The following is a 26,256-nucleotide window of genomic DNA, read 5'->3' as shown; positions in this document are numbered from 1 at the left end:
GTCGTCCGCGGGCCCGTCAGGCGCCCCCGGACACGCCGTCAGGCGACCCGGGTCCCGCGCGGGAGGACCTTCTGCGGGATCCGCAACCGGCGGACCGCCAGGGCGACGGACCCCGCACCGATCAGCAGGTAGGCGCCCACGCCCCACGGCCACACGGGTGCGGAGTCGAGCCGACGCTCCGGCACGGGGGACACGTAGCCGGGGCCTTGCGTCCAGCAGTTGTCGACGACCATCTCCGGCCCGGTACGCGCGTAGCGGACCCCGGTACGGATGGCGGAGAGCGGGTCGAAGCTCGTCTGGTCCAGCGTGGACGTCGTCGCCGGTGCGGCGTCGGCGACGATCACGAACGGGTTGAGCGCCAGCAGCCACCACGTGCGCTCGGTGTGCACCACCGTGCGGGTCTCGGAGAACCAGGAGCACTCGGGGGTGAGCTCGGAGTCCCAGCTCTCGACGCCGTAGACCTTCACCTCGGCGTGGGTGTTGACGAGCGGGACGGTCAGACCGAACAGGATCAGCGTGAGGGCGCTGAGCCCGGCGACGGTCAGGTAGGTCAGCACCGCCGAGCCCGACGTGCGTGCCGTCAGGGCGGAGAACCCCAGGCCGATCGCGCACACGACCGCCAGGATCAGGGCCAGCACCAGCACCGTGGCGACGAGCGCCATGACGCGCACCCCGCCGGCTGCCAGGGCCCAGACGATGAACGGCAGGCTCGCACCGAGGAACGCGAGTGCGGCGACCCACGACGCGGCGAGCTTGCCGATCACGATCTCCGCCGCCGAGAGCAGCGTGACCTGCAGAGTCGCGAGGGTGCCGGCGTTGCGGTCCCCGTTGATCGAGGTCGCGCTCAACGTCGGGGCGACCAGGAGCCCGAGGAACAGCACGAAGAAGACCACGAACCCGAAGATCACCGGGCCCGCCGGTGCCACCCCGCCCGTCCCACTCAGGAACGAGACGCTGCCGGACGCGAGGGCCGTGATCCCGCCGACGACGACGAACCACACGACGAGCGCGACGATCCACCGGGTGGAGCGCACCCGCTGCCGGAGCTCCAGCACGGCGACGGTCCTCACGCCGCTCCAGGTCAGGGCCCACGCCCCACGGTGCGGCGCCGACGGGCGGACGGGGCCTGCGCCGACGGCGCTCTCGACGGTGCTCATCGCCGCTCCTCCTCGAGGGACAGGTAGGTCTGCTCGAGAGCGCCGCCGGCCGGCGCGAGCGACGTCACGGGGATCCCGGCTGTCACGGCGTCCTTCAGGAGTGCGGCCGCGGACGCCTCGCCGTCGAGGGCGATGAGCAGCGCCCCGGGGGCGTCGGCCGGTGGGGCGACCGAGTCCTCCGCGTCCCACGGGACCCGGACGCTCGTCAGCCACGCGGCGAGGGCGCTCGCGGACAGCGCACGCACGCGCCACGTCCGACGCGCCGCGCTCGCGGCCTGCACGGTCTCGGCGGCGACGGTCCGACCGCGCGACAGGAACACGGCGTCGTCGGCCATCTCGTCGAGCTCGGTGAGCACGTGGCTCGACACGAGGACCGTCCGCCCTTCGGCCCCGAGCCGGCGGAGCAGGAGCCGCAGGTCCACCCGGGAGCGTGGGTCGAGGCCGCCGGCGGGTTCGTCGAGCAGCAGCACGGAGGGGTCGTGGACCAGGGCGCGGGCGAGACCGAGGCGCTGCTTCTGACCGCGCGACAGCACGCGTGCGGGGCTGTCCGCGAGCTCGGTGAGGTGCACCGTGTCGAGCAGCTCGCTCGCCCGGCTCGCGGCGTCCGCGCGGGACATCCGGTACGCGGCGCCGACGGTCGTGAGCACCTCGCGTGCGGTGAGCGAGTCCCACGTGCCGAACGCGTCGGGCATCCAGCCGACGAGCGCCCGGGTGGCGTACCCCTCGGTCACGGGGTCGTAGCCGTCGACCGTCAGGTGGCCCGCGTCGGGGACGAGGAGACCGGCGAGCATCAGCAGCAGCGTCGTCTTGCCGGAGCCGTTCGGACCGATGAGGGCCGTGACGGCGCCCGCCCGTGCGGTCAGGTCGACGCCGGCGACGGCGTGGACCGAGCCGAAGGAACGGTGCACCCCGGTGGCGACGATGCCTCGTGCACGCGGACCGTCGCCCGCCCCTGTGATCGACATGACCTTCACGCTAGGGGGCTGCCTCGGCGTGCGCGCGGCGTTCGCTGTGCAGATCATGTGCGTGTTCCGCGCGACTGCTGAGCGCTCCCGTCGCAGGGCGCGACCGGTGTATCCACACTGCGGACCTCCACCGTTCCGCAGTGTGGGCCGTCATAGACTCCGCGGTGACTCGCACGTGCTCGAGCGCCGTCAGGACGACGTTCCGGCGCGGGCCGTCAGCTCACCCCTTCCCGAACAACCCGGAGTGCTGACCGTGGCTCTCATCGTCCAGAAGTACGGCGGCTCGTCCGTCGCCAACGCCGAGTCCATCAAGCGCGTGGCGAAGCGGATCACGGAGGCGAAGCGCGCCGGCGACGACGTGGTCGTGGTCGTCTCGGCGATGGGGGACACGACGGACGAGCTCCTCGACCTCGCGCACGAGATCTCCCCGGTGCCGCCGAACCGCGAGCTCGACATGCTCCTGACCGCGGGCGAGCGCATCTCGATGGCCCTGCTGGCGATGGCGATCGCGAACCTCGGTGTCGAGGCGCGTTCCTTCACGGGGTCCCAGGCCGGGGTCATCACGGACGACGTGCACGGACGCGCCCGGATCATCGACGTCACCCCGGGCCGCATCCGCTCGGCCCTCGAGGACGGCGCGGTCGCGGTCGTCGCCGGCTTCCAGGGAGTCGCCCAGAACAGCAAGGACATCACGACCCTCGGGCGCGGCGGCTCGGACACCACCGCCGTCGCGCTCGCAGCCGCGCTCGGCGCGGACGTCTGCGAGATCTACACCGACGTCGACGGGGTCTTCACGGCCGACCCGCGGATCGCACGATCGGCACGCAAGATCGACAGGATCAGCTACGACGAGATGCTCGAGCTCGCCGCGAGCGGCGCCAAGGTGCTCGCCGTGCGGTGCGTCGAGTACGCGCGCCGCTACGGGGTGCCCGTGCACGTGCGTTCCTCGTTCTCGGGTCGCACAGGCACACTGGTGACGGATGCGCCGACGAGCGCTCAGGACGGAGAGGGACAGATGGAGCAGCCGATCATCGCGGGCGTCGCGCACGACCGCAGCGAGGCCAAGATCACGGTCGTCGGCGTCCCGGACGTCCCCGGCAAGGCCGCGCGGATCTTCGAGGTCGTCGCAAGTGCCGGCGTCAACATCGACATGATCGTGCAGAACGTCTCCGAGGCGGCGACCGGGAAGACGGACATCTCGTTCACGCTGCCCGCGACGGACGGCGTGAAGGCGACGACGTCGCTCACGACCCACCAGAGCGACATCGGGTTCGCGTCGCTCCAGTTCGACGACACGATCGGCAAGCTCTCGCTGGTCGGTGCCGGCATGCGGTCCCACCCGGGCGTCTCCGCGCAGTTCTTCGCGGCGCTCTCCGGCGCGGGGATCAACATCGAGATGATCTCGACGTCGGAGATCCGCATCTCGGTCGTCACCCGGGCGGACAGCCTCGACGACGCGGTGCGCGCGGTGCACACCGCCTTCAACCTGGACACCACGGCCGACGAGGCCGTGGTCTACGGCGGGACGGGACGGTAGTCATGAGCGAGCGCGCAGGTCTTCGCGTCGGCGTCGTCGGGGCCACCGGTCAGGTGGGGGCCGTCATGCGCCGACTCCTCGACGAGCGGGACTTCCCGGTCTCTGAGATCCGGTTCTTCGCCTCGGCCCGGTCCGCCGGCACCACGCTGCCGTGGAAGGGCACCGACGTCGTCGTCGAGGACGCGGCGACGGCCGACCCGACGGGGCTCGACATCGCCCTGTTCTCCGCCGGCGGAGCGACGTCCAAGGTCCAGGCCCCGCGTTTCGCCGCGGCCGGCGTCACCGTGATCGACAACTCGTCGGCGTGGCGGATGGACCCGGACGTCCCCCTGGTCGTCTCCGAGGTCAACCCGGAGGCGATCCGGGACGCGCGCAAGGGCATCATCGCCAACCCGAACTGCACCACGATGGCCGCGATGCCCGTGCTCAAGGTCCTCGACACCGAGGCCGGCCTCGAGCGCCTGATCGTGTCGACCTACCAGGCGGTGTCCGGCAGCGGCCTCGCCGGGGCCACCGAGCTCGCCGGTCAGGTGCGCGCCGCGGTCGCCGGTGAGACCCCCCTCGAGGCCCTCGTGCACGACGGCTCGGCCGTCACGCTCCCGGAGCCCGTCAAGTACGTCGCACCGATCGCCTTCAACGTCGTGGCACTCGCGGGGAACCTCGTCGACGACGGCTCCGAGGAGACCGACGAGGAGCAGAAGCTCCGCAACGAGTCCCGCAAGATCCTCGGGCTGCCGGACCTCCTCGTGGCCGGCACGTGCGTGCGTGTCCCGGTGTTCACGGGGCACAGCCTGTCGATCAACGCCGAGTTCGCCCGCGCGATCACGCCGGACCGTGCCCGCGAGCTGCTCGCGGACGCACCGGGCGTGCAGCTCGCCGACGTCCCGACGCCGCTCACCGCCGCCGGGATCGACCCGAGCCTCGTGGGCCGCATCCGCCAGGACCAGAGCGTCCCGGGCGGCCGTGGTCTGGTGCTGTTCATCAGCAACGACAACCTGCGCAAGGGCGCCGCCCTCAACGCGGTGCAGATCGCCGAGGTCATCGCCGCCGGGGTACCCGCCTCCGCCTGACACCGCGAGGTCGGCGGCCGCTGCCCGAGCGAGGGCGCTCGCGGCCGTCGCAGCCTCGCTGACGGGTGCGCCAGGGGCCACCCGGTGTGCCCGCCGTGTGCCCGTGACGGCCGTGCCCTGCCTCGGGCTGGGCCTTGCCGTGTCCGTGCCCGTGGTGGGCATGTCCGGCTCGACTCTCGGACCGGTCGGCGCGTTGCGGTGACATCGCGACGCGCGTCGCGGCGGCGTCGACGCGCGATACCTCGTTGCGCGCTGAGCGCGGACGCTGACCCACGGCACGTTGCCGTCGGCAAGGTCATCCGTGCCTCCGGCCGACCCGGCCGATCCCCGTTCGCCTGCGCGTCCGCTTGCCCGTTCGCAGGCGCGTCGGCGGCGCCGTCGTCGTGCTGCGCCGGTGCGATTCAGGCACTGTACATTCTGGTACCCACAATCTAGAATCCTCGTTCTACGCTCGACAGACCGATGTGGCTCATGACGAGGAACGAGGAAGCAATGACGCTTGCCGTAGCTGCGATGTCCCATGTCCCCGGCTTCGGGGTCGTCGACCCCGGCGGGACGATCTTCGAGGAGATGAACGCCGCGATCGGTCGGGTCCGCGCGTTCGTCGAGGACTTCGACCCCGACGTCACGATCGCGTTCGGGCCGGACCACTTCAACGGCGTCCTCTACGAGATGATGCCGCCCTTCTGCATCGGCGCCCAGGCCAGCGGCATCGGCGACTACGGCACCCGGGAGGGCCCGCTGCCCGTCGACAGCGTCCTCGCGCGAGAGCTGCTCGAGGCCGTCCTCGCCGAGGGCATCGACATCGCGCGGTCCGAGCGGCTCCGCGTCGACCACGGCATGCTCCAGCCGCTGGAGTTCCTCTACGGGCACGACTTCACGACCGCGTTCGTGCCGATCTTCGTCAACTCCGTGGGTCACCCGCTGACGCCGATGAACCGGGTGCGCCTCCTCGGCGAGGCCGTGGGCCGCGCGGCGCAGAAGCTCGACAAGCGCGTGCTCATGCTCGCCTCCGGCGGGCTGTCCCATGACCCGCCGCTGCCCGAGTGGGACATCGCCGAGCAGGCGGTGCGCGACCGGATCACGACCGGCGGTACGACCCGTGAGCAGCAGGCCGCTCGGGAGGCCGCGATCCTCGAGGGGCTGCGCAACTACGACGAGGCGACCGCGACGTCGATGCAGCCGCTGGACGAGGAGTGGGACACCACGATCCTCGACGCGTGCCGTGGCGGCGACCTCACCGTCGTCGACCCGTGGACCAGCGCATGGATGCGAGCCGGTGGCGGCAGGGGCGCGCAGGAGGTCCGCACCTGGATCGCCGCGTACAGCGGCCTCGCGACGGCCGGCCCGTACCACCTGGTCGTCGACGAGTACTGGCCCGTGCACTCCTGGGGCAGCGGCTTCGCGGTCACCGCTGCGGTGAGCGACGCCGCATGACGTCGCTCGGGACCTTCTGGCCGGAGGTCGCCGACCTTCCGCACCGGCTCGAGTACGTCGACGTCGGCCCGTGGCGCACCCGGGTGCTCACCGTCGGTGACGGTGAGCGCACCGTGGTCCTGCTCGCGGGCACCAGCGGGCACATCGAGGCGTTCACGCACAACATCCGCGCGCTGGCGCAGGCCTACCGTGTCGTCGCGTACGACTACCCGGGTCACGGCTTCACGACCCTCGCGGAGTCCGACCTGGAGATCCCGGACTACGAGCAGCACCTCCTCGGGCTGCTCGACGCGCTCGGGCTCGACGCAGTTGACCTGTGCGGGGAGTCGCTCGGGGGGTGGATCGCGATCAAGGTCGCGGCCCACCACCCCGAGCGGGTACGCACGCTCGTCCTCGCCGCACCGGGCGGCCGGATGGTCACCACCGGGGCGATCGGCCGGACCCGATCGGTGAGCCGGCAGGCCGTCGAGCAGCCCACGTTCGAGAACGTCAAGGCTCGCCTGCAGGTCGTGATCCACGACCCGAACCTGATCACCGACGAGCTCGTCGAGGTGCGGCGCAGCATCTACGCCCGCGACGGCTTCGCCCGCTCGATGGACCACATCATGGTGCTCCAGGACCCTGAGACGAGGTTCCGCAACCGGGTCTCCGACGAGGACTACGCCGCGATCCCGGTCCCGACGCTCCTCGTGTGGACGGACCACGAGCCGTCGGGCGGGATCGAGACCGGGGAGCGGCTCGCCGCGATGATCCCGGACGGCGAGCTGCTCGTGATCCGCGACGCGGCGCACTGGCCGCAGTGGGAGGACGCCCCCACCTTCAACGAGCGCGTCCTGGACTTCCTGGGCAGAAAGGGCTGACGACGATGCCGGAGCTGTACCAGCAGATCGCCGACGACCTCGCGACGGCGCGGCGCACGCGGATCCCCATCCCGCACATCCGGCACCGGTTGCCGGAGCGCGACCTCGACGCGGCCTACGCGATCTCGGAGATCAACACCCACCGGCGCGAGGTCGAGGAAGGGCGCGTCCGCGTCGGCCGGAAGGTCGGGCTGACCAACCCGAAGGTGCAGGAGTGGGCCGGCGTGAAGGAGCCGGACTACGGGATCGTCCTCGACGACATGGTGTTCACCGACGGCGTGGTCCGCCCGCAGACGGCGTACATCAAGCCGAAGATCGAGGCTGAGATCGCGTTCGTGCTCGGCGAGGACCTGCTCTCGTCCGACCTGGACGCCGTCGTCGGTGCGATCGACTACGTCACGCCGGCCATCGAGCTGGTCGACTGCCGTTACCTCGACTACAAGATGGGGATCGTCGACACGATCGCGGACAACGCGGCGTGCGCGGGGCTCGTCACCGGTGCGGTGCGCGTCCCGTACGGCGAGCTCGATCTCCGCGAGGTCGAGATGGTGCTCTACCGCGGTGACGAGGAGGTCACCCGTGGTGTGGGCCGCAACGTCATGACGGACCCGGTCAACGCGATCCGGTGGCTCGCCGAGACGTCGATCCGCATCGGCAAGCCGCTGCGCGCCGGGGAGATCCTGCTCTCCGGGTCGATCGGGCTCATCGTCTGGTGGGACCCCGACGTGCCGTACACGGCGTCCTACACCGGTGGCCTCGGCACGGTCACCGCCACCCTCGACTCGACGGGGGCGACAGCATGACCGAGATCGACGTCCGTACCCGGGTGCAGATCGAGCAGCTCGTCGCCGAGCACCACTGGCTCCTCGACCACGGTCGCGCGGACCTGCTCCACACCCTCTACACCGAGGACGCCGTCTCGACCGGTCCACTGGGGACCATGGAGGGGCGGGACGCGATCCGCGCGTGGGGCGAACGGCGGGTCACCCAGAGCGGTGGCGTCGTCCGGCACCTCTCGGGCGGGACCCGGCTGTCGCTCGAGGACGGCGTCCTGCGCGGGACGACGTACTACCTCACGTTCCGCGACTCGTCCCCGGACCCGCTGCTGCCGGCGAGCGTCGGCGAGTTCCGCGAGGAGTACGCGAACGTCGACGGGCGGTGGTTGATCCGGCGCCGCGAGATCGTGCCGGTGTTCGGTGCGGCGAACGCCGCCGCGCACGCCCGGCGCCTCGCCGAGGGAGGCCAGGGATGACGGCCGACCTGCAGCGTCGCGGCCCCGCCCTGCTGCACGTCGCGACCCCGTCGCTGTCCGTCGTCGAGGGTGTCCTGGCGGCCGGCTACGACGGCGTGGTGGTCGACCTCCAGCACGGCGAGGTCGGCCTCGAGGCCGCTTGCATGATGCTGCGCGCGATCCCGCGTGGCACCGCGCACGCCTACGCCCGGGTGTCGAGCATCGACTCCGGGGCGATCGGCCGGCTGCTCGACAGCGGCGCGCGCGGCATCGTCGCGCCGACGGTCGAGTCCGCGGACGAGGCCCGCGCCCTCGTCGCCGCGGCGAAGTACCCGCCGCTGGGTCGGCGCAGCCTCGGCCCGAGCCGCCCCGCGCTGTACGACGGCGCGGACTACTGCCGGGCGGGCAACGCGGCCGTCGCCGCCGTCGTGCAGATCGAGACCCGCCTCGGGGTCGAGCGCGCGGACGAGATCCTCGCGGTCGAGGGGGTCGACTCGGTCTACCTCGGCCCTGCCGACCTGGCCGTCTCGTACGGTCTGCCGGGTCGGGCCGACTGGGAGGCGGGACCGGTCCTCGACGCGATCGAGACCGCGACGGCTACAGCCCGGCGCCATGGCCGGACCGTCGGCCTCTACTGCGCGTCGGCCGGGTACGCCGCCGCGCTTCTCGAGCGCGGGCTCGTCGACTACGTCGGACTGGGCATCGACCTGGTCCTCGTCACCCGCGCGGCCCGTGACCTCATCGAGCAGCTGAAAGGCACCCCGTGAACGTCGACACCGACATCGTCATCATCGGCGCCGGTCCCACCGGCCTGACCCTCGCCAACCTGCTCGGTCAGCGCGGCATCCGCGTCGTGCTCCTCGAGGCGCGCACCGAGCTGATCGACTACCCCCGCGCGGTCGGCATCGACGACGAGTCGATGCGCGCCATGCAGACCATCGGCCTGGTGGACGAGGTGCTCCCGCACACCGTCCCCGACCAGGCCGTGCGGATTGTCAACGGTGCCGGCAAGGTCATCGCGGAGATCGACCCGCGGACCCGGGAGTTCGGCTGGCCGCGTCGGAACGGGTTCGTGCAGCCCCTGGTCGACCAGGTGCTCCTCGACGGGCTGAAGCGTTTCGACACGGTGGACGTGCGGTTCGGGGTGGAGGCCGTCGGGCTCCGCCAGGGGGCCGACAGCGCGACCGTCGTGGTGCGCGCCGCGGACGGGACGACCACGGACGTCGTCGGGCGCTACGTGGTCGGGTGCGAGGGTGGCCGGTCCTTCACCCGGCAGCAGCTCGGCATCGCGTTCGACGGTGAGACGCGGCAGCAGCGGGGCCTGGTGATCGACGTCGAGCGGGACCCGCTCGGCACGCCGCACGCCGTGTTCGGCGGTGACCCGAAGCGCGGCTACGCGACGCTCAGCCTGCCCCACGGGATCCGCCGCTGGGAGTTCATGCTGCTCGACGACGAGACGGACGAGGTCGCGACCTCCGACGCGTTCGTCCACCGGCTGCTGGCCGCGCACGTGCCGGACCCCCGGTCGCTGCAGATCATCCGCAGGCGGGTGTACGCCCACCATGCGCGGATCGCCGAGCGCTTCCGGGAGGGTCGGGTCCTGCTCGCGGGCGATGCGGCGCACGTCATGCCGGTCGTGGCCGGGCAGGGCTGGAACTCCTGCATCCGCGACGCGATGAACCTGGGGTGGAAGCTGGCCGCCGTCGTCGAGGGCCGGTCCACGGACGCGCTGCTCGACACGTACGCGCGGGAACGACGCGACCACGTCAAGGCCATGGTCGAGCTGTCGGTGAGCATGAGCAACCTCGTCGCGAACCGCAGCCCGTTGCGCTCGGGCCTGCGCGACGCCACCGCCGCGGTGGTCGATCGGCTGCCCCGGCTCCGGGAGTGGGTCTCCGGGCAGGGGTTCAAGCCGATGCCGAAGTACGAGGACGGGGTGGTCGTGGCGACCCCGTTGCCGAGGTTCAAGTCGGTGCCCGTCGTCGACGACGGTCACCGGTCGACCGGGATGCTGTTCCCGCAGCCACGCGTGCGCACGGCGGACGCGCGCGACGTGCTGCTCGACGACGCGACGGGCAGCGACTGGCGGGTGTTCATGTGGAACAACGACCCGGTGCTGTTCCTGTCGGAGGCGACCCGACGCCGGCTCGACGGCCTCGAGGCGCGACTCGTCCAGGTCGTCCCGTCCGAGCAGCTCCCGTGGGCCGTCCAGCATGCGTCGCCGGGGGTGCTCGTCGTGGGCGACACGTCGGGTGCGCTCAAGGCGTGGTTCCACCGGCGCCCGTTCTCCGCGATCGTCGTGCGCCCGGACCACGTGGTCGCTGCGGAGTGCCTGGCGCAGGAGCTCGACGCCGTGGTGGACAAGGTCATCGCCACGACGCGGCCGACCGCCGCACTGCGGTGACGCAGAATGCATAATCTATTGACGAATGCGTTGTACGCACCTACGTTGTGAGATGCCTGCCGAAGCCCGTCAACGATGACGCCGCCGGCCCGTACGTTCGCTCAAAGAAGAGGGAGACAATGAAGTCATTCACATCGCGCGTACTCGCCGTGGGTGCGCTCGGGCTCGCACTGGTGCTGTCCGGCTGCTCGAACGGATCGGTGTCGGGGGGCACCACCGACAACGGGAGCGCCAACTCGACGCTCACCCACGTGACCCTCGGGCTCTTCCCGTCCTCGGCGCAGGCCGCCTTCCAGGTCGCCATCGACCAGGGCTTCTTCAAGGACCAGGGGCTGGACCTCGAGCTCGTCGTCGGCCAGGGCAGCGCAGCCCAGCTGCCGGCGCTGAGCTCCGGGAGCCTGGACTTCATGCTCACCAGCCCGATCACGCCGCTGCTCGCGAACACCCAGGGCCTCGACGTCAAGATCATCTCCGGCTACGCCCGCAACAACCCCGACGTCGTCGACGACTCGACCGTCGTCGTGACCGGCAAGGACTCGACCATCCACAGCGCGAAGGACCTGGCCGGCAAGACCGTCTCGGTCAACGCCCTCGGGAGCGTCGGCGAGATGGGGATCAAGGAAGCCGTCGAGAAGGACGGCGGCGACCCCAGCACGATCAAGTTCGTCCAGCTCGGGCTCAGCGAGGTGCCCGCGCAGGTCGCCGCCGGCCAGATCGACGCAGGCATGACCGGCTCGCCGTTCATCCAGCAGGTCCTCGACAAGGGTGGTCGCGTCGTGAGCGACTTCATCACCGCTGCGGGCCTCGGGGAGAGCGAGCTCGTGATCGCCGCGAGCGGCAACCTGACCACCAAGGACCCCGCGAAGGTGAAGGCCTTCGTCGCCGCTCTCGACAAGGCGCTGCCGTACCTCAACGAGCACCACCAGGCGATCATCGACATGATGCCCAAGGTGCTCGGTATCCCCGCGGCGGTCGCGGCCAAGTCGGAGTTCATGATCTGGGACCCGACGGTCCACCAGGCCGCACTCGGCACCTTCGCCGACCTCATGGTCAAGTTCGACATCGTCAAGAAGCAGCCGGACGTCAACGCGACCGTCTGGGCGCACTGACTCGGCCGGGGCGGGGAGCGTCGACCTCGGCGACTCCCCGCCCCGCCCCTCGGTCGCACCGCCCCGGTGGCCCCGCCCCCGCTCGTACCGCCACCCCACGCACCCGCCGTCGGTGCCCGCACCACCAGGAAGGAGCCAGTCGACATGAGCCACGCCGTTCCCGAACCCGGCCTGGGGCGACCCCCGCGCCGTCGCGTCCGGGTGTCGTGGAGCTCGTCCGGCCCGATCGTGCTCGGTGCGGCAGGGATCCTCGCGTCCCTCGTGCTCTGGCAGCTGTACTCGCTCCTCGGCCCCGTCGACCCGGAGCACCTGCCGCCGCCGACGATCGTCCTGCGTCAGTTCTTCCTCAACCTCACGTACGTGCAGTTCTGGGTCGCGATCGGGCACACGCTGTGGGCGTGGTTCCTCGGGCTGGCCGTGTCCGCGGTGGCCGGGTTCATCGCCGGGCTCGCGATCGGGTCGAGCCGGTTCCTGCGCGAGGCCACCCACTCGACGATCGAGTTCCTCCGGCCGATCCCGTCCGTGGGTCTCATCCCGCTCGCGGCGCTGCTGTTCGGTCCGCGGATCGGGTCGGAGCTCATGATCATCGTCTACGCGTGCTTCTGGATCGTGCTCATCCAGGTGCTCTACGGCATCGCCGACATCGACAAGGTCGCCGACGACACGGTCCGCACGATGCGGATGGGCCCGAAGGACCGGGTTAAGTACCTCGTGTTCCCGACGCTCCTGCCGTACCTCGTCACCGGAATCCGGCTCACCGCCACCGTCGCGCTCATCCTCGCGATCAGCGTCGAGCTCATCGTCGGCACCCCCGGCCTGGGGCACGAGGTCGCGAAGGCCCAGATCAACGGCTCCGCGCCGGCCCTCATCGCCCTCATCCTCACCAGCGGCGTGTTCGGCATCTCGATCAACGCGGTGATGCGTTTCCTCGAACGGCGCGTGCTGTTCTGGCACTCCTCGATCCGGTCGGAGGTGGCGGCATGAGGGCCTTGCGACTGCTCGCCCGGTGGTTCGGCCTCCCGATCCTCCTCGTGGGGGCCTGGTGGCTGCTCACCCGCGACGGTGCGAACTTCTACGTGCCCCAGCCGGGTCAGATCCTCGACTCGCTGGTGCACGTCTGGCTCGGCGAGCTCCTCGTGTCCGACGTCGTGCCGAGCCTCCTGCGTCTGGCCGCCGCGCTGGTCATCTCGATCGTCGTCGGCATCGGCCTCGGGGCCGTCATCGGCGCGTCCCGACGGGTGCGCTGGCTCGTCGAGCCGCTCCTGGAGTTCATGCGTGCGATCCCGGCGACGATCCTCATCCCGGTGCTGCTCCTCGTCATCGGCATCAACGACGCGACGAAGATCACCGTCATCGTCCTCGGCTGCGTCTGGCCGATCCTGCTCAACACGATCGCCGGGGTGCGGGCGATCGACGAGGTGCTCTCCGACACCGGGCACGTCTACCGCATCGAGGGACGCGCACGCCTGATGTACCTGACCCTGCCCGGAGCCTCGCCGCAGATCATGACGGGGATCAGGCAGAGCCTCTCGGTCGGCCTCATCCTCATGGTCGTCTCCGAGATGTTCGCGTCGACCGCGGGGATCGGCTTCGCGATCATCGACTTCCAGAACCGCATCGCCATCCCCGACATGTGGGGCGGCATCCTGCTGCTCGGCATCATCGGCGTGGCGCTGTCCGCGCTGTTCCAGACGGTCCAGCGCCGGATCCTCGCGTGGTACATCGGCCTGAAGGAGGCTTCCCATGACGGATGAGACGGCAGACGTCCGACTCCGGGTGCATGAGGTGCAGAAGATCTACCGGTCGCGCACGGGTGCGGACGTCGAGGCGGTGCGGTCGCTGACCTTCGACCTGCGTGCGAAGGAGTTCGCCTGCCTGGTCGGGCCGTCCGGGAGCGGCAAGACGACACTGCTCAAGTGCATCGCCGGTCTGCTCGAGCCCACCTCCGGCACGATCGTCCTCGACGGCGAACGGGTGGTAGGTCCGGCCAGGGGCATGGCCGTCGTGTTCCAGGAGTACGCCCGCAGCCTCTTCCCGTGGATGACGGTCGAGGCGAACGTCGAGCTGCCGCTCAAGACGGCCGGCATCCCCAAGGCGGAGCGGGCGGAGCGGATCGCCGACGCGCTGTCCTCCGTCGGGCTCGACCACGTCCGCAAGAGCCACCCGTGGCAGCTCTCCGGCGGCATGCAGCAGCGGGTCGCGATCGCACGCGCGGTCGCCTCGCACCCGAGCGTGCTCCTCATGGACGAGCCGTTCGCCGCCGTCGACGCCCAGACCCGCGCCGAGCTCGAGGACCTCGTGCGGCGCGTGTGGAAGACGCACGACATGACGATCCTGTTCATCACGCACGACATCGACGAGTCGGTCTACCTCGGCGAACGCGTGCTCGTGCTGTCGAGCTCGCCGACGGTCGTCCAGCACGACCTGACGATCGACCTCCCGGTCGATCGCGACCAGGGCGTCACCCGGGCGCTCCCGCGGTTCGCCGAGCTGCGCGAGCAGGTCTACGACCAGGTCCAGATGGCCAAGACGAACCGTGGCGGCGTCCGCGCCGCGATCGTGCGATGACCGCCGGGCCGCGGTGTCGGCACACCGCGGCACATCGTCGACAACTACGCTGATCACCCCGGAGGGGGTCCGGCTCTCCACGAGCCGGTTCGGAGATTGCGGAGCGAGAATGGCCAGGCGACCTCACGCCCATCAGACGACACCCGAGAACGAGCGCGCGATCCTGGACGCGGTCCTGTCGCTCGCGGTCACCGCCGGCTACGACGGCACCACGATGGCCGACGTGGCCCGGGTGTCCGGCCTGCCCATCGGGTCGGTCTACTGGCACTTCGAGAACAAGGAGCAGCTGTTCGTCGCCCTGATCGACTACTGCTTCGAGCTGTGGAAGACGGCGCACACCGGCCCGACCAACCGCGACATCCTCAGCACGAGCATCGCCGGCTCCGCGGCGCTCTCGGCGGACCCGAAGAACGCCCCCGAGGCGTTCTGGATCATCGGCCTGATCTTCGCCCTCGAGAAGCGGCTCGAACGGAACCAGGCACGGCAGCGGTACCTCGACGTGCGCGAGAGGATGTTCGAGATCATCGTCGCGCAGGTCGGCCACACGCTCCCGGCGGCCGCTCTCGCCGCCGAGCCCGACCTTGCGCGCAAGATCGTCGTCCTGGGCCGGGCGCTCACCGACGGCTTCTACATCGCGGCCTCGGCGGGCGACGACATCGACTTCGCCGAGTTCGCCGACCTGTCGGCGACCGCAATCGAGGCGCTCGTCGCGCGCTACGCCGACCACGGGGCTCCGGCGGACCAAGTGGGAGTCGCCGATCTGGCCGAACATGCTGAGCATGTGGGGGAGGGCTGACGCATGCCACGACCGACCAAGGCCGCGATCATCGTCGGAGGTGGCTCCGGGATCGCCGCCGCCGCAGCCACCGAGCTCGCCCGGCACGGCTACGGCATCGCCGTGATGTCGCCCTCCGGTCGAGGCTCGGCCCTCGCCGCGGAGCTCGGCGGCGTCGGGCTCGACGGGTCGAACCGCTCGGTCGAGGACCTCGCGGCGATCGTCGACCTCACCCTCACGCGGTACGGCCGGATCGACGCGGTCGTCAACGGGTCGGGGCACGCGGCGAGCGGTCCGGTGCTCGACCTCACCGACGAGGACTGGACCGACGGCATGGAGGGCTACCTGCTCAACGTCGTCCGGATGGCGCGCCTCGTCACCCCGCACCTGATCGCCGCCGGCGGCGGTTCGATCGTGAACATCTCGACGAGCTCGCCGTTCGAGCCGAACCCGCGGTACCCGGTCTCGGCGACGTTCCGGGCCGCGCTCGCGTCGTTCACCAAGCTGTACGCCGACGAGTACGGGCCGTCGAACGTCCGGATGAACAACGTGCTCCCCGGCTTCACCAAGGAGGACCCGTCGACGGTGCCCGCGGAGTGGACGTCGCGGATCCCGCTGCGGCGCGCGGCGAGCACCGCCGAGGTCGCCCGCCTCATCCGGTTCCTCGCGACGGAGGAGTCGTCGTACGTCACCGGCCAGAACCTGCGCATCGACGGCGGGGTCACGCGGTCGGTCTGAGGTGCCGACCGGGTCTGAGGTGCCGGCCGGGTCAGGCCGGTTCGGCGCCCGGTCTGGCGGCGGCGCCTGTTCTGGTGGCGGTGCCGGCAGCCGTGCCCGCTCCGGTGCCGGCGCGCGTGGCCGGGTCCGGCGCGAGGAGCTCCGCCGCCTCGATCACCGTGACGCTGAGGGTGTAGTGCGAGTGCAGGAGTCGGGCCGCCTCGTCGGCGTCCCGTGCGAGCACGGCGTCGAGGATCGCCCGGTGCTCGGCCTCGATGTCCCGGGCCTCGGCCTGGGGAGAGGCGGCCGCCCACTGCCGGTACAGCGCGGTGGCGTCGGCGAGCGTGGCGGCGAGATCCGTGAGGACGGCGAGCCGGCACGGTTCGAGGAGCTTCGCGTGGAACGCCTGGTGGGCGACGAACCACTCGTCGGTGATGTGGTGGGGGTCGTCGGGCCGTCGGCGAGGAGTGCGCTCGAGCGTGTGGTGGATGGCGATGAGCTCGGACTCCCAGGCGAGGTCGCCCCGTTCGACGGCGAGCGCGATCCCGAACGCCTCGACCCGGCACCGCAGCTCGGTGAGGTCGCGCAGCTCGTCGAGCGACAGCTCCGCGACGAAGAACCCGTGGTTCGGCGAGAACCGGACGAGCCTCTCACCTGCGAGCCGGGTCAGTGCCTCGCGGACGACGGTGGTGCTCGTCTCATAGCGCTCGGCGAGCCGACCCACGGGCAGCCGGGCGCCCGGTGCCCACTCCGCCCCGAGGATGTCGTTCCGCAGCAGATCCCGGACCGCGTCGCTGAGGCTCTCCCACTTCGACCGTCGCGCCATGGGCACAGCGTATCCAACCCGCAATCCGCTTGCTATTGTGCATTACCCAAGTCAGAATGTATTACCAGCGCACCAGGAGCGAGCCGCCGCCGACGCGACGGTCATGAGGGTCGCGCGCAACGACGTCAATGACGACCGAGAGGACCGACATGCGGTTTGCGAGCTACCTCAACCTGGCCGGGGTGCCCACCTGGGGCGCCGAGCAAGGCGGGATGCTGCACGACCTCGGCCCGAGCGGTCTCGGAGTCGCGTCGACGCTCAAGGCGGCGATCGTCGACGCGCGGCTCGCCGACCTCCCCGACCTCGGCACGGCCCCGACGCAGCCCACCGACGGGACGACCTTCCTGCCGGTGATCGGCGACCCCGGGAAGATCATCTGCATCGGCGTCAACTACCGGACGCACCAGAGCGAGACCGGCCGGGCCGACGTCCCCGCACCCACCGTGTTCATCCGCTACCCGGACACGCTCGCCGCACACGGCGCCGATCTGCCGATCCCCTCCGAGACGGCCATGTACGACTACGAGGGCGAGCTCGCCCTCGTCGTCGGCGCCCCCGCCTCCCATGTGTCGGAGGCAGACGCGTGGGACGTCGTCGCGGGATACACCGCGTTCAACGACCTCAGTGCCCGTGACTGGCAGCGGCACACCGGTCAGTGGACCCCCGGCAAGAACTTTCCGGCGAGCGGGCCGTTCGGCCCCTTCTACACACCGGCGGGCGACCTCGGCGACATCACCGACCTCGTCCTCGAGACGCGGGTCAACGGTGAGGTGCGCCAGCATGCGCGTCTCTCCGACCTCATCTTCGACATCCCCGCGATCATCGCCTACGTCACGACGTTCACCCCGCTCGCCGCAGGAGACGTCATCGTCACGGGCACCCCCCGGCGGGGTGGGCCTGTTCCGCACGCCACCGCAGTTCCTCTCCGCCGGGGACGTCGTCGAGGTGGAGATCTCCAAGCTCGGGACGCTCCGCAACCGCCTCGTCTCTTGACCCGGACGCCGTCGCGTGGGAGGACCAGTCATGACACGTAGCGATGCCGTCGTGATCGGCGCGGGGCCCGTCGGGCTCACGGCTGCGCTGCTGCTCGCCGACGGCGGCGCCGACGTCGTCCTCGTCGAGTCCGCGACCGCGCCGAGCGACCTCCCGCGCGCGATCAGCATCGCCGACGAGACCTTCCGCACCCTGGCCCGGCTCGGGCTGAGCGACGCGCTCAAGGCCGAGTCCCTGCTCGACACGGGCAGCCGCTACTACGGCCGCGGGGACCGGCTCCTCGCGGAGTCCAAGCCCGTCCCGTCCCGGATCGGGCACCCGGCGAAGTCCCAGTTCGACCAGCCGGTGATGGAGGACCTGCTCTGGCGTCGCGCGCAGGACCACGAGCGCATCCGCTTCCTCACCGGCACCGCGGCCACGGCGATCACCGTCGACGACGCCGGCGTGGACGTCGACCTGGACGCACCGACCGGTGCCGTGCGGATCCGCGCCACGTGGCTGGTCGGCGCCGACGGCGGCCGCAGCTTCACCCGGGACGCGCTCGGCATCGCCCTGGTCGGCTCGACGCAGGTCGAGCGGTGGATCGTCATCGACCTGCTCGGCACCCCAGGCGAGCACGAGCGGTTCGCCGAGTTCCACGGCAACGGCACCCGGCCCTACGTCCTCGTCCCGGGCGCAGCAGGGCGACTACGCCTGGAGTTCATGCTGTTCCCCGACGAGGACCCCGACGCGATGACGAGCCCGGAACGGATCCGCGAGCTCGTCCGACCGTTCCATCCGCATGTGCGCCCCGACCAGATCAGGCGGGCCGCGGTCTACATCGCCCACCAGCGCGTCGCCCGCACCTACCGGCGTGGACGCGCGTTCCTCGTCGGCGACGCCGCCCACCTCATGCCGCCGTTCTCCGGTCAAGGGCTCAACGCGGGTGTCCGCGACGCCCTCAACCTCTCCTGGAAGCTGCTCGAGGCGCTCGACGGGCGGGCGACCGACCGGCTGCTCGACAGCTACGAGCACGAGCGGCGCACGCACGGCACGAAGATGGTGCGCGTCTCCCGCCGCACCGGCGCCGTCGTCATGGCGACCGGACCGTTCAAGCCCCGCGCCCGGGACCTCGCTCTGCGGCTCCTGCGCGCCGTCCCCTCGATCCGCGCCTACCTCACGAGCATGCGGTTCATCACGCCACCCGACTACAGCGACGGCGTGGCCGTCCCCGTCGGCCGCACCGCCGACTGGCGACTGGCGTCCTGGATAGGCCACGGGCTCTGGCAGCCCGAGGTCGAGGCCGCCGACGGCCTGGCCTCCGGGCTCGACGCGCACCTCGGCTCCGGCTGGACGCTCCTCGCCCTCGGCCCCGGCGACGACGCGTTCGTCGGGCTGGACCGGTTCTGGGACGCGATCGGCGCCAGACGGGTGCGCCTCCTGACCCACGGCGCGCAGCGGTCCGGCGCCACCTCGCACGTCGAGCTCGTCTGCCGCACCGGGGCGGTCGCCCGCGTCGCGAAGGAGCTCGCCGACACGCAGTACGTCGTGGTCCGGCCCGACCGATACGTCGCCGCCGTCTTCCCCGCCGACGACGAGCGCAGAGTGGTCGCCGCCCTGCGCGAGTTCGTCGACGACCGCCGCCCATCGCAGCACTGAGGAGCTGGAGTCGAGCATGCCGAGGACCCCGCACGTGTCGACACCACCGTCGACCGCCCACGACGACCTGTTCTGGCAGGACGAGTACGAGCCGATCACCGAGAGTGACCAGGAGCTGCGGGACGTCGTCGAGCGCGCCGAGCTCCCGGCCCTCCTCGCCGCGCTCGCAGCCGCGACCCGGGACCCGTCGTTGCTCCTCGACGAGCTGCGGCCGCCCCTCACCCCGGTCGACACGGTGGGGCACCCGCACGGCGGGATGACCGAGCAGCAGCAGGTCCGGGCGCGCGAGATCGCGCTCGACGGGCTGCGCCGGCTGCGCGACGAGCGGATCACCAGCGTCGACACGCTCCCGGACACCACCGTCGACGCGATCCTCGCGTACCTCACGGACGGCCGGCCCGCGTGGTGGCCGTCGCTGCGGCACGAGCTCGACCTCGCCGCGGACAAGGGCGGGGCGCCCGACTGGCGCTACGAGGACCTCGCCGGCGACCGTCCCGTCGAGGTGCTCGTCGTCGGCGCCGGCGTCGCCGGGATCGCCGCCGCCCACCGCTTCTCGCAGGCGCACCTGCCCGTGACGATCGTCGAGGCCTCGCACCGCATCGGCGGCACCTGGTGGAAGAACCACTACCCGGGCGTCCGCCTCGACACCCCGACGTTCGGCTACTCCTACTCGTTCGCGCAGCGCCCCGACTGGCCGCACCAGTTCGCCGAGGGCGGGGAGATCCTCGACTACCTCGAGACCGTCGCGGACCGGGCCGGGCTCACCGACCGGATCGAGTTCTCGACCGCGCTCGTGCGGGCCGAGTGGGACGACGACGAGCGGGTCTGGCTCGCCACGACGCGCACCGCCGACGGCGTCGAGCAGGTCCGCCGCTTCGCCGTCGTCGTCAGCGCCCTCGGCCAGCTCGACCGCCCGAACATCCCCGACCTCCCGGGCCGCGACACCTTCACCGGGGTCACGATGCACTCGCAGGAGTGGGACGACTCCGTCGACTGGCGGGGCGCGCGGGTCGCCGTGATCGGCACGGGCGCGAGCGCCTACCAGATCGTCCCGGCGATCGTCGACGAGGTTGCGGAGCTCGTCGTGTTCCAGCGCAGCGCACCGTGGATGCTCCCGGCCGACAACTACCACGAGCCGATGACCGACACGTTCGCGTGGCTCGTGCGCAAGGTGCCGCACTACGCCCAGTGGCACCGGCTGTGGGTGACCCTCCTCGGCATTCCCGGCCGGATCCACACGGTCACCGCCGAGGAGGGCTGGGACGGTGCGCCGCTGAGCGTCTCCCCGACGAACCAGCGGGTGCGCGACGTCCTCGTCGCACGGCTCGCCGAGCAGCTCGACGGCCGACCCGACCTGCTCGAGCACGCGATCCCCGGGTACCCGCCGGGCGCGAAGCGGATGCTGCGCGACAACGGGGTCTGGGCGGCCGCCCTGCGCTCTCCCCGGACGACCCTCGTGACCTCAGGGATCGACCGGTTCACCGAGAACGGCATCGTCACCGCGGACGGCGTGCACCACGAGGTCGACATCGTGGTCTACGCGACGGGGTTCCGGGCCGCCGACTTCCTCGACGGGGTCGTCGTGCGCGGACGTGACGGCCGCGAGATCCACGACTACTGGGCCGCCGACGCCCGCGCCTACAACGGAGTGACGGTCCCGGGGTTCCCGAACTTCTTCATGATCTACGGCCCGAACGTCGGCGGCGTCGTCGCCGGCAGCCTGCACTTCATGCTCGAACGTGCCTCCGAGTACGCGCTCGAGGCCGTGCACGAGCTGCTGGTCCGCGGGGTTCGCGCGCTGGACGTCCGGCAGGAGGCGCTCGACCGGTTCGTCGCCTGGGTCGACGCCGAGAACCGGAAGATGTCCTGGGGACAGCCGTACGTCCACAGCTGGTACCAGAACCGGTTCGGTCGCGTCTCGCAGATCTGGCCGTTCACGAATGCGGAGTACTGGGACGTCACCGAGTCGGTCGACCTGGACGACTACGAGCTCCTGCCCTGACCCGGGTGGGGGGATCGATGGCGCGTGCCCGGGTGCGGTGATGGCGCCTGCTCCAGGGACGACAGAGGGCCCGTCAGATCCCTCTGACGAGCCCTCATCCACCGGTCGGGGTGACAGGATTTGAACCTGCGACCTCTTCGTCCCGAACGAAGCGCGCTACCAAGCTGCGCCACACCCCGGTGAAGCCTGCTCAGGATAGCCGAGGTTGGGCAGTGCCACGAAACCGGTCCACGGATCAGCGACCGACGAGCGTCAGCAGCGTCGCCTCAGGTCGGCAGGCGAACCGGACCGGCGCGTACGGGGACGTCCCGAGGCCCGCCGAGACGTGCAGCCAGGTCGAGTGGACCGCTTGCCCCGCGGGAGTGTCGGGCCGGGCTCCTGGCCACCCGTGCAGACCCTTGGCCCGTCCGGGGTCGAGGTCGCAGTTGGTCACCAGGGCGCCGTAGAACGGGACCGCGAGCTGGCCGCCGTGCGTGTGTCCCGCGAGGATCAGGTCGCTGCCGTCGGCGAGCATCGCGTCGAGCACCCGGACGTACGGGGCATGCGCGACGCCGATCCTGAGTGCGCGTTCCGTGCCGGTCGTGCCGGGTGCGGAGGCGGCCTCGGGGGGACGGATCGGGAACCGGTCGCGGTCGAGATGAGGGTCGTCGACACCGACGAGGTCGACCGTGCGGCCCCCGGCCTCGACCGAGTCGCGGGTATTCGTCAGGTCGCGCCAGCCCGCGCGGACGAGCTCTGCCGCGAGCTCTCCGGCCGGTAGGCGAACGGGGAGGACGTGATGCGTGTCCCGGGCATCCGCGCGTAGGTATCGGGCCGGGTTCTTCAGCCGGGGCGCGTAGTAGTCGTTCGACCCCATCACGAAGGCGCCGGGGGTACCGAGCAGGGGATCCAGCGCATCCAGCACCGGGCGCAGGCCGTCAGCGTGCGCGATGTTGTCCCCGGTGTCCACGACGAGGTCCGGCCGCAGGCTCGCAAGATCGCGGACCCAGTCGCGCTTCCGCCGCTGCGACGGCGTCAGGTGCAGGTCCGACAGGTGCAGGACCCGCAACGGCGACGCGCCTGGCGGCAGCACCGGGACAGTGACCTCACGCAGCGCATACCAGTTGCGCTCGACGAGCGAGGCGTAGGCGAGCGCCGCTGCCCCAGCCGCCGCGAGGCTGCCGACAGCTGTGCCGGCGTGCCTCAATGGCCGACCGCAGGGGGTTCGACTTCCCGTTGGGCGGGCCCGTCGGCAGCCCGATGGGCGGCGAGACGACGACCGGAGCCGGTCCGTTCGACACGGTCAGCTCGACGCTGCTGCCCCGGGTCACGCTCGAGCCCGCGGCGGGGTTCGTCGAGGCTACGGTGCCGGCCGGCTGATCCGAGTACACCGGTGCCGGGGCCGTCGTGACGGTGAAGCCGGCGGCCTGGAGCGTGGCCGTCGCTGCGGCCGGCGACTGGCCGACCACGTTCGGCACGGTGACCTTGGCGCCATAGAGGAGGGTCGGGTCCGGGGCCGGGAAGGGCGTCGCCGGTGCGTTCGCGAGCGCTTGCAGCATGAACCGCTTCCAGGTCGGGGCGGAGATCGTCGCGCCGTAGAACGCGCTCTTGTAGACGCCGTTGATCGTCATGCGCTCGAGCGGGTGGTTGCCCTCGGAATACCCTGTCCACACGGCGGTCGACAGCTGCGGGGTGAACCCGACGAACCAGGTCTCGACGCTGTGGTCCGTCGTCCCGGTCTTGCCGGCCGCCGGCCGCGACGACGGCCAGTGGATCCCGGACGCGGTGCCGGACTTGATGACCGTGCTCATCGCGTAGACGGCCGTCGCGGCGACCTTCGGGTCGATCGCCTGACGGCAGTTCGGCTGCGGGACCGCCAGTGACTTGCCGCTCGCGTCGGTCATGCTCGTGATCGCGACCGGCTCGCAGAAGTTCCCGTTGGCCGCGAGCGCGGCGTAGGCCGCCGCCATGCTCAGCGGGGAGACGTTGCTCGCACCGCCGATGACTCCGGATGGCGCGATCTGGAGCGGGCCGCCGTTGGCGGCGGTCACGCCGAGGTTCTTCGCGTTCGTGAACGTGTCGCAGAGATCGATCTTGCTGGCCATCGCGACGTACGCGGTGTTGATCGAGTTCGTCGTGGCCTGGAGCGCGGTGACGTTGCCCGTCCCGCCGCCCTCGGAGTTGGACGGGGTCCACGGCGAGTACAGGCGGTACGCGCCGCCGTCGAGGCACGACGCCTTGAACGCGTTGCCGTTGTACGACACCTTGGCGCCGTTGACGGTCTCGTACAGGCTGTGGCCGTCCTGGAGCCACGCGAGAAGCGTGAAGGGCTTGAACGACGATCCCGGTTGGAAGCCCGTCGATGACCCGTAGGCCGTGCCGGTGTTGAAGTTCACCGCCGTCTCGCGGTCGCCCGGCGCACTGGTGTTGTTGAACGTCCGGTTCTCCGCCATCGCCTTGATCAGGCCCGTCCCGGGCTCGACCGTCACGATCGAGGACGCGACCCCTGAGGGGTCGTTCTGCGGGACGCCGTTGTTGACCTCGGTGTTGGCGATCTGCTGGAGGTGCAGGTCGATCGACGTGTGGATGTCGAGGCCGCCACGCTCGAGCAGCTGCTTGCGGTCCTCGACGGTCTTGCCGAACGCCGGGTCGTTCTTGATGACCCAGGTCACGTAGTCGCAGAAGAACCCGGCGTTGTACGTGACCCCGCCGATCACGTTGGCGGACATGCACCCTTGGGCGGTGGGCGTGATGTGCAGCATGTCCTTGAGAGGAGTCGCGATCGCGGTCTGGTACTCGGCCTCGGTGATGTCGTGCTCCGCGAGCATGAGACCGAGGACGATGTTGCGGCGCTCCTGCGACTTCGCCGTGCTGTGCTCCGGGTCGTAGATGCTCGGGCCGTTGGTCACCCCCGCCAGGGTCGCCGCCTCGGCCGGCGTCATCTCCTTCGCCGAGTGGCCGAAGTAGTACTCGCACGCGGCCTCGACGCCCCAGACGTTGATGCCGAACTGGGCGATGTTGAGGTACCGGCCGAGGATCTCGTCCTTGGTGTACTTCTGCTCCAGTGCGATCGCGAGCTTCGCCTCACGGAGCTTGCGGCTGATCGAGTCGTCGCGGGCGGCATTGACGGCCGCCTGGTCGTTCTTCGCCAACGCGTCCTCGATCAGGACGTTCTTCACGTACTGCTGCGTGAGGGTCGAGGCGCCCTGGAGGCCGCTCGTCGTCGCATTCTTGACAGCGGCCCGCAGGATTCCGGTGGGGTCGACGCCGCCGTGCTCGTAGAAGCGCTTGTCCTCGGTGTCGATCACAGCACGCTGCATCAGCGGAGAGATGTCCGTGAGCGGGACGACGATCCGGTTCTCGTAGTAGAACGTCGCGAGCACCGTGCCGTCGGCCGCGTAGATCGTCGACTTCTGCGAGAGCGGGAGCTCCTCCAGAGCGGTCGGGAGGTCCTCGAAGACCTGGGCGGTCCCGTTGGTCAGCGAGCTCACCGTCGCTGCTGCCGGCAGTGCGAGCCCGGCGGCCAGCACGCCACCGATACCCGCGACGAGCAGGAACGCAAGGAGGAGCGCGAGCGCCTGCAGGACGTTGACCTGACGGCCGCGCGGGCGTGCAGAGGAAGCCATAGTCCCTCAGGGTACGGGAGGTCACGCCGGGTGGACCGCGCTGTGCAGCGTGATCGCGGCACCTGCACGGTTCCTGCACAGGGCACCCGATCGGGGCATCACGCTGCACCGCTCGGGTGCATGCGTGCGCTTTCCTGAGCCGAATGGCCTATGCAGGGACCGGGGGGGACCAGATAGCGTCCGTATGGGGGCGGGGAATGCTCCGTTCAGAGCGATGGCGCTCGCGAGACGCGAGGGTCGCTCCACAGTGGGACCGCTTTGCGGCCCGGCGAAAGGGGGGGACGTCGTGGCAGTGCTCCAGGATCAGCATTGGGCGGCGGAGGCGGCGTGTGCCGGGAGGTCTCCGGATGAGCTGTTCGTCCAGGGCGCGGCCCAACGTGAGGCGCGCGCGGTCTGCATGGGGTGCACGGTCAAGCTCGACTGCTTGGCCGACGCCCTCGACTCGGGGATGCAGTTCGGTGTGTGGGGGGGCATGACCGAACGTGAACGGCGCGCACTGCTCAGGCGACAACCCGACGTGACGTCGTGGCGCGAGGTACTGACGTCTCCCGACGCGCTGCTCGACGTGTATGCGGGAGGCCGTCGCTAGGCTGAGCCCATGGCCACCACCTGGGAGTACGCGACCGTCCCGTTGATCATCCATGCCACCAAGGCGATCCTCGACCAGTGGGGCGCCGACGGGTGGGAGCTCGTCCAGGTCGTGCAGGGGCCCGATGCCGGGCTCGTCGCGTACCTCAAGCGCCCGACCGGTGGGCAGCCCGAGGGCGCACGATGAACCGCGCCGCGCTGCTCGCACGACTCGCCGAGCTCGGGCTGACTCTGCCCCCGGTCGCTGCACCTGTCGCGGCGTACGTCCCTGCGGTGCGGTCGGGTGACTACGTCTACACCTCGGGCCAGCTGCCGTTCGTGGCGGGTGCGCTGTCGACGACCGGCAAGGTCGGAGTGGGTGCCGACCTGGTGGATCCGGCAGTGGCGAAGGGACTTGCGCGCACGGCGGCGCTGAACGCGCTGGCGGCGGTCCTCTCCGTCGTCGACGAGGACGTCCGTCTGCGTGTGGTCAAGGTCGTCGGATTCGTCTCGAGCGCCCCCGACTTCACCGGTCAGCCCGGTGTGGTGAACGGCGCGAGCGAGCTCCTCGGTGAGGTCATGGGCGAGGCAGGCATCCACGCGCGGAGCGCCGTCGGCGTCGCGGTCCTCCCGCTCGACTCTCCCGTCGAGGTCGAGCTCATCGTCGAGCTCACCCACCCCTGACCCTCGTCCCCACCCCGGCTCCCTCCCCTCAGCCCTCACCCGGGCCTTCCCGCGAACTCGTGACTGCGCGTCGATCTCGCACGTTCTGATGTACGAGATCGACGCGCCGTC

The 26,256-nt window shown here is 71.0% G+C and carries 25 protein-coding genes and 1 tRNA gene; 20 read left to right on the top strand and 6 right to left on the bottom strand.

Annotated elements, in window-relative coordinates; translation table 11 throughout:
• Positions 1-38: 38 nt before the first annotated feature.
• Both LJB74_RS08190 and LJB74_RS08185 read right to left on the bottom strand, forming a co-directional pair.
• On the bottom strand, positions 39-1,157 hold the full coding sequence (locus tag LJB74_RS08190) for an ABC transporter permease (protein ID WP_259308065.1): 1,119 nt from the start codon (positions 1,155-1,157) through the stop codon (positions 39-41).
• Entirely contained in the window at positions 1,154-2,122 is a 969-nt protein-coding gene (locus LJB74_RS08185; protein WP_259308064.1) for an ABC transporter ATP-binding protein, read from the bottom strand. Before LJB74_RS08185 ends, LJB74_RS08190 begins: the two co-directional genes overlap by 4 nt.
• Before the next feature lie 253 nt (positions 2,123-2,375).
• On the opposite strand from LJB74_RS08185, the gene LJB74_RS08180 reads away from it, so the two are divergent.
• From LJB74_RS08180 to LJB74_RS08115, 14 genes are all read left to right on the top strand, one after another.
• On the top strand, positions 2,376-3,659 hold the full coding sequence (locus tag LJB74_RS08180) for an aspartate kinase (RefSeq protein WP_259308063.1): 1,284 nt from the start codon (positions 2,376-2,378) through the stop codon (positions 3,657-3,659).
• 2 nt (positions 3,660-3,661) lie between these two features.
• Positions 3,662-4,729 carry an aspartate-semialdehyde dehydrogenase gene (locus tag LJB74_RS08175; protein ID WP_259308062.1) on the top strand — a complete coding sequence of 356 codons (1,068 nt, stop codon included), beginning with the start codon at positions 3,662-3,664 and terminating at the stop codon, positions 4,727-4,729.
• A gap of 492 nt (positions 4,730-5,221) precedes the next feature.
• Positions 5,222-6,166 carry a 3-carboxyethylcatechol 2,3-dioxygenase gene (locus LJB74_RS08170; protein WP_259308061.1) on the top strand — a complete coding sequence of 315 codons (945 nt, stop codon included), beginning with the start codon at positions 5,222-5,224 and terminating at the stop codon, positions 6,164-6,166.
• On the top strand, positions 6,163-7,026 hold the full coding sequence (locus LJB74_RS08165) for an alpha/beta fold hydrolase (RefSeq protein ID WP_259308060.1): 864 nt from the start codon (positions 6,163-6,165) through the stop codon (positions 7,024-7,026). The genes LJB74_RS08170 and LJB74_RS08165 overlap by 4 nt, the downstream gene beginning before the upstream one ends.
• A 5-nt stretch (positions 7,027-7,031) precedes the next feature.
• On the top strand, positions 7,032-7,829 hold the full coding sequence (locus LJB74_RS08160; RefSeq protein ID WP_259308059.1) for a 2-keto-4-pentenoate hydratase: 798 nt from the start codon (positions 7,032-7,034) through the stop codon (positions 7,827-7,829).
• Positions 7,826-8,278 (top strand): nuclear transport factor 2 family protein, encoded by a 453-nt coding sequence (locus tag LJB74_RS08155; RefSeq protein WP_259308058.1) that lies wholly within the window; start codon positions 7,826-7,828, stop codon positions 8,276-8,278. The genes LJB74_RS08160 and LJB74_RS08155 overlap by 4 nt, the downstream gene beginning before the upstream one ends.
• Positions 8,275-9,024, top strand: coding sequence for an HpcH/HpaI aldolase/citrate lyase family protein (locus LJB74_RS08150; protein WP_259308057.1), 750 nt, complete (start codon positions 8,275-8,277; stop codon positions 9,022-9,024). The genes LJB74_RS08155 and LJB74_RS08150 overlap by 4 nt, the downstream gene beginning before the upstream one ends.
• Entirely contained in the window at positions 9,021-10,661 is a 1,641-nt protein-coding gene (locus tag LJB74_RS08145; protein ID WP_259308056.1) for a bifunctional 3-(3-hydroxy-phenyl)propionate/3-hydroxycinnamic acid hydroxylase, read from the top strand. Before LJB74_RS08150 ends, LJB74_RS08145 begins: the two co-directional genes overlap by 4 nt.
• A gap of 119 nt (positions 10,662-10,780) precedes the next feature.
• Complete coding sequence (locus LJB74_RS08140) at positions 10,781-11,770, top strand: ABC transporter substrate-binding protein (RefSeq protein WP_259308055.1); 990 nt, start codon at positions 10,781-10,783, stop codon at positions 11,768-11,770.
• Between the two features lie 144 nt (positions 11,771-11,914).
• Positions 11,915-12,754 carry an ABC transporter permease gene (locus LJB74_RS08135; RefSeq protein WP_259308054.1) on the top strand — a complete coding sequence of 280 codons (840 nt, stop codon included), beginning with the start codon at positions 11,915-11,917 and terminating at the stop codon, positions 12,752-12,754.
• Positions 12,751-13,524, top strand: coding sequence for an ABC transporter permease (locus tag LJB74_RS08130; RefSeq protein WP_259308053.1), 774 nt, complete (start codon positions 12,751-12,753; stop codon positions 13,522-13,524). The genes LJB74_RS08135 and LJB74_RS08130 overlap by 4 nt, the downstream gene beginning before the upstream one ends.
• On the top strand, positions 13,514-14,338 hold the full coding sequence (locus LJB74_RS08125) for an ABC transporter ATP-binding protein (protein ID WP_259308052.1): 825 nt from the start codon (positions 13,514-13,516) through the stop codon (positions 14,336-14,338). Before LJB74_RS08130 ends, LJB74_RS08125 begins: the two co-directional genes overlap by 11 nt.
• A gap of 109 nt (positions 14,339-14,447) precedes the next feature.
• Complete coding sequence (locus LJB74_RS08120; protein ID WP_259308051.1) at positions 14,448-15,134, top strand: TetR/AcrR family transcriptional regulator; 687 nt, start codon at positions 14,448-14,450, stop codon at positions 15,132-15,134.
• Between the two features lie 3 nt (positions 15,135-15,137).
• Positions 15,138-15,851, top strand: coding sequence for an SDR family oxidoreductase (locus tag LJB74_RS08115; RefSeq protein ID WP_259308050.1), 714 nt, complete (start codon positions 15,138-15,140; stop codon positions 15,849-15,851).
• A gap of 31 nt (positions 15,852-15,882) precedes the next feature.
• On the opposite strand, the gene LJB74_RS08110 is transcribed toward LJB74_RS08115, so the two are convergent.
• Positions 15,883-16,656: a GntR family transcriptional regulator gene (locus LJB74_RS08110; protein WP_259308049.1), complete on the bottom strand. Its 774-nt coding sequence runs from the start codon at positions 16,654-16,656 to the stop codon at positions 15,883-15,885.
• Positions 16,657-16,784: 128 nt separating this feature from the next.
• Here LJB74_RS08110 and LJB74_RS08105 point away from each other — a divergent pair, with 128 nt between their 5' ends.
• The 3 genes from LJB74_RS08105 to LJB74_RS08095 are packed head-to-tail and all read left to right on the top strand — an operon-like array spanning position 16,785 to position 21,289.
• Positions 16,785-17,690 carry a fumarylacetoacetate hydrolase family protein gene (locus LJB74_RS08105; RefSeq protein ID WP_259308048.1) on the top strand — a complete coding sequence of 302 codons (906 nt, stop codon included), beginning with the start codon at positions 16,785-16,787 and terminating at the stop codon, positions 17,688-17,690.
• The gene (locus tag LJB74_RS08100; RefSeq protein WP_259308047.1) at positions 17,680-19,287 is read left to right on the top strand and encodes an FAD-dependent monooxygenase; all 1,608 of its coding nucleotides are present in this window, start codon (positions 17,680-17,682) and stop codon (positions 19,285-19,287) included. Before LJB74_RS08105 ends, LJB74_RS08100 begins: the two co-directional genes overlap by 11 nt.
• A gap of 34 nt (positions 19,288-19,321) precedes the next feature.
• Positions 19,322-21,289 (top strand): NAD(P)/FAD-dependent oxidoreductase, encoded by a 1,968-nt coding sequence (locus tag LJB74_RS08095; RefSeq protein ID WP_259308046.1) that lies wholly within the window; start codon positions 19,322-19,324, stop codon positions 21,287-21,289.
• Between the two features lie 105 nt (positions 21,290-21,394).
• Here LJB74_RS08095 and LJB74_RS08090 read toward each other — a convergent pair.
• The 3 genes from LJB74_RS08090 to LJB74_RS08080 all read right to left on the bottom strand — a co-directional run bounded on the left by LJB74_RS08090 (position 21,395) and on the right by LJB74_RS08080 (position 24,894).
• A tRNA-Pro gene (locus LJB74_RS08090) sits at positions 21,395-21,468 on the bottom strand.
• Between the two features lie 56 nt (positions 21,469-21,524).
• The gene (locus tag LJB74_RS08085; protein WP_259308045.1) at positions 21,525-22,475 is read right to left on the bottom strand and encodes a metallophosphoesterase; all 951 of its coding nucleotides are present in this window, start codon (positions 22,473-22,475) and stop codon (positions 21,525-21,527) included.
• Entirely contained in the window at positions 22,375-24,894 is a 2,520-nt protein-coding gene (locus LJB74_RS08080; protein ID WP_259308044.1) for a transglycosylase domain-containing protein, read from the bottom strand. Before LJB74_RS08080 ends, LJB74_RS08085 begins: the two co-directional genes overlap by 101 nt.
• A 292-nt stretch (positions 24,895-25,186) precedes the next feature.
• Between LJB74_RS08080 and LJB74_RS08075 the strand changes: the two genes are divergently transcribed.
• Genes LJB74_RS08075 through LJB74_RS08065 form a run of 3 tightly spaced genes read left to right on the top strand, consistent with a single transcriptional unit; the run spans position 25,187 to position 26,145 of the window.
• A complete protein-coding gene (locus LJB74_RS08075; RefSeq protein WP_259310314.1) occupies positions 25,187-25,483 on the top strand; it encodes a WhiB family transcriptional regulator in 297 nt (98 codons plus the stop codon).
• 9 nt (positions 25,484-25,492) lie between these two features.
• Positions 25,493-25,669, top strand: a complete 177-nt coding sequence (locus tag LJB74_RS08070; protein WP_259308043.1) for a DUF4177 domain-containing protein — start codon at positions 25,493-25,495, stop codon at positions 25,667-25,669.
• The gene (locus LJB74_RS08065; protein WP_259308042.1) at positions 25,666-26,145 is read left to right on the top strand and encodes a RidA family protein; all 480 of its coding nucleotides are present in this window, start codon (positions 25,666-25,668) and stop codon (positions 26,143-26,145) included. Before LJB74_RS08070 ends, LJB74_RS08065 begins: the two co-directional genes overlap by 4 nt.
• Positions 26,146-26,256: the final 111 nt, after the last annotated feature.

The sequence above is a fragment of the Cellulomonas sp. P24 genome (assembly GCF_024704385.1).
In the GTDB taxonomy this organism is placed as follows: Bacteria; Actinomycetota; Actinomycetes; order Actinomycetales; family Cellulomonadaceae; genus JAJDFX01.
Note: the sequence above shows the minus strand (reverse complement) of the source record. Positions and strands in the feature narration are given on the sequence as shown.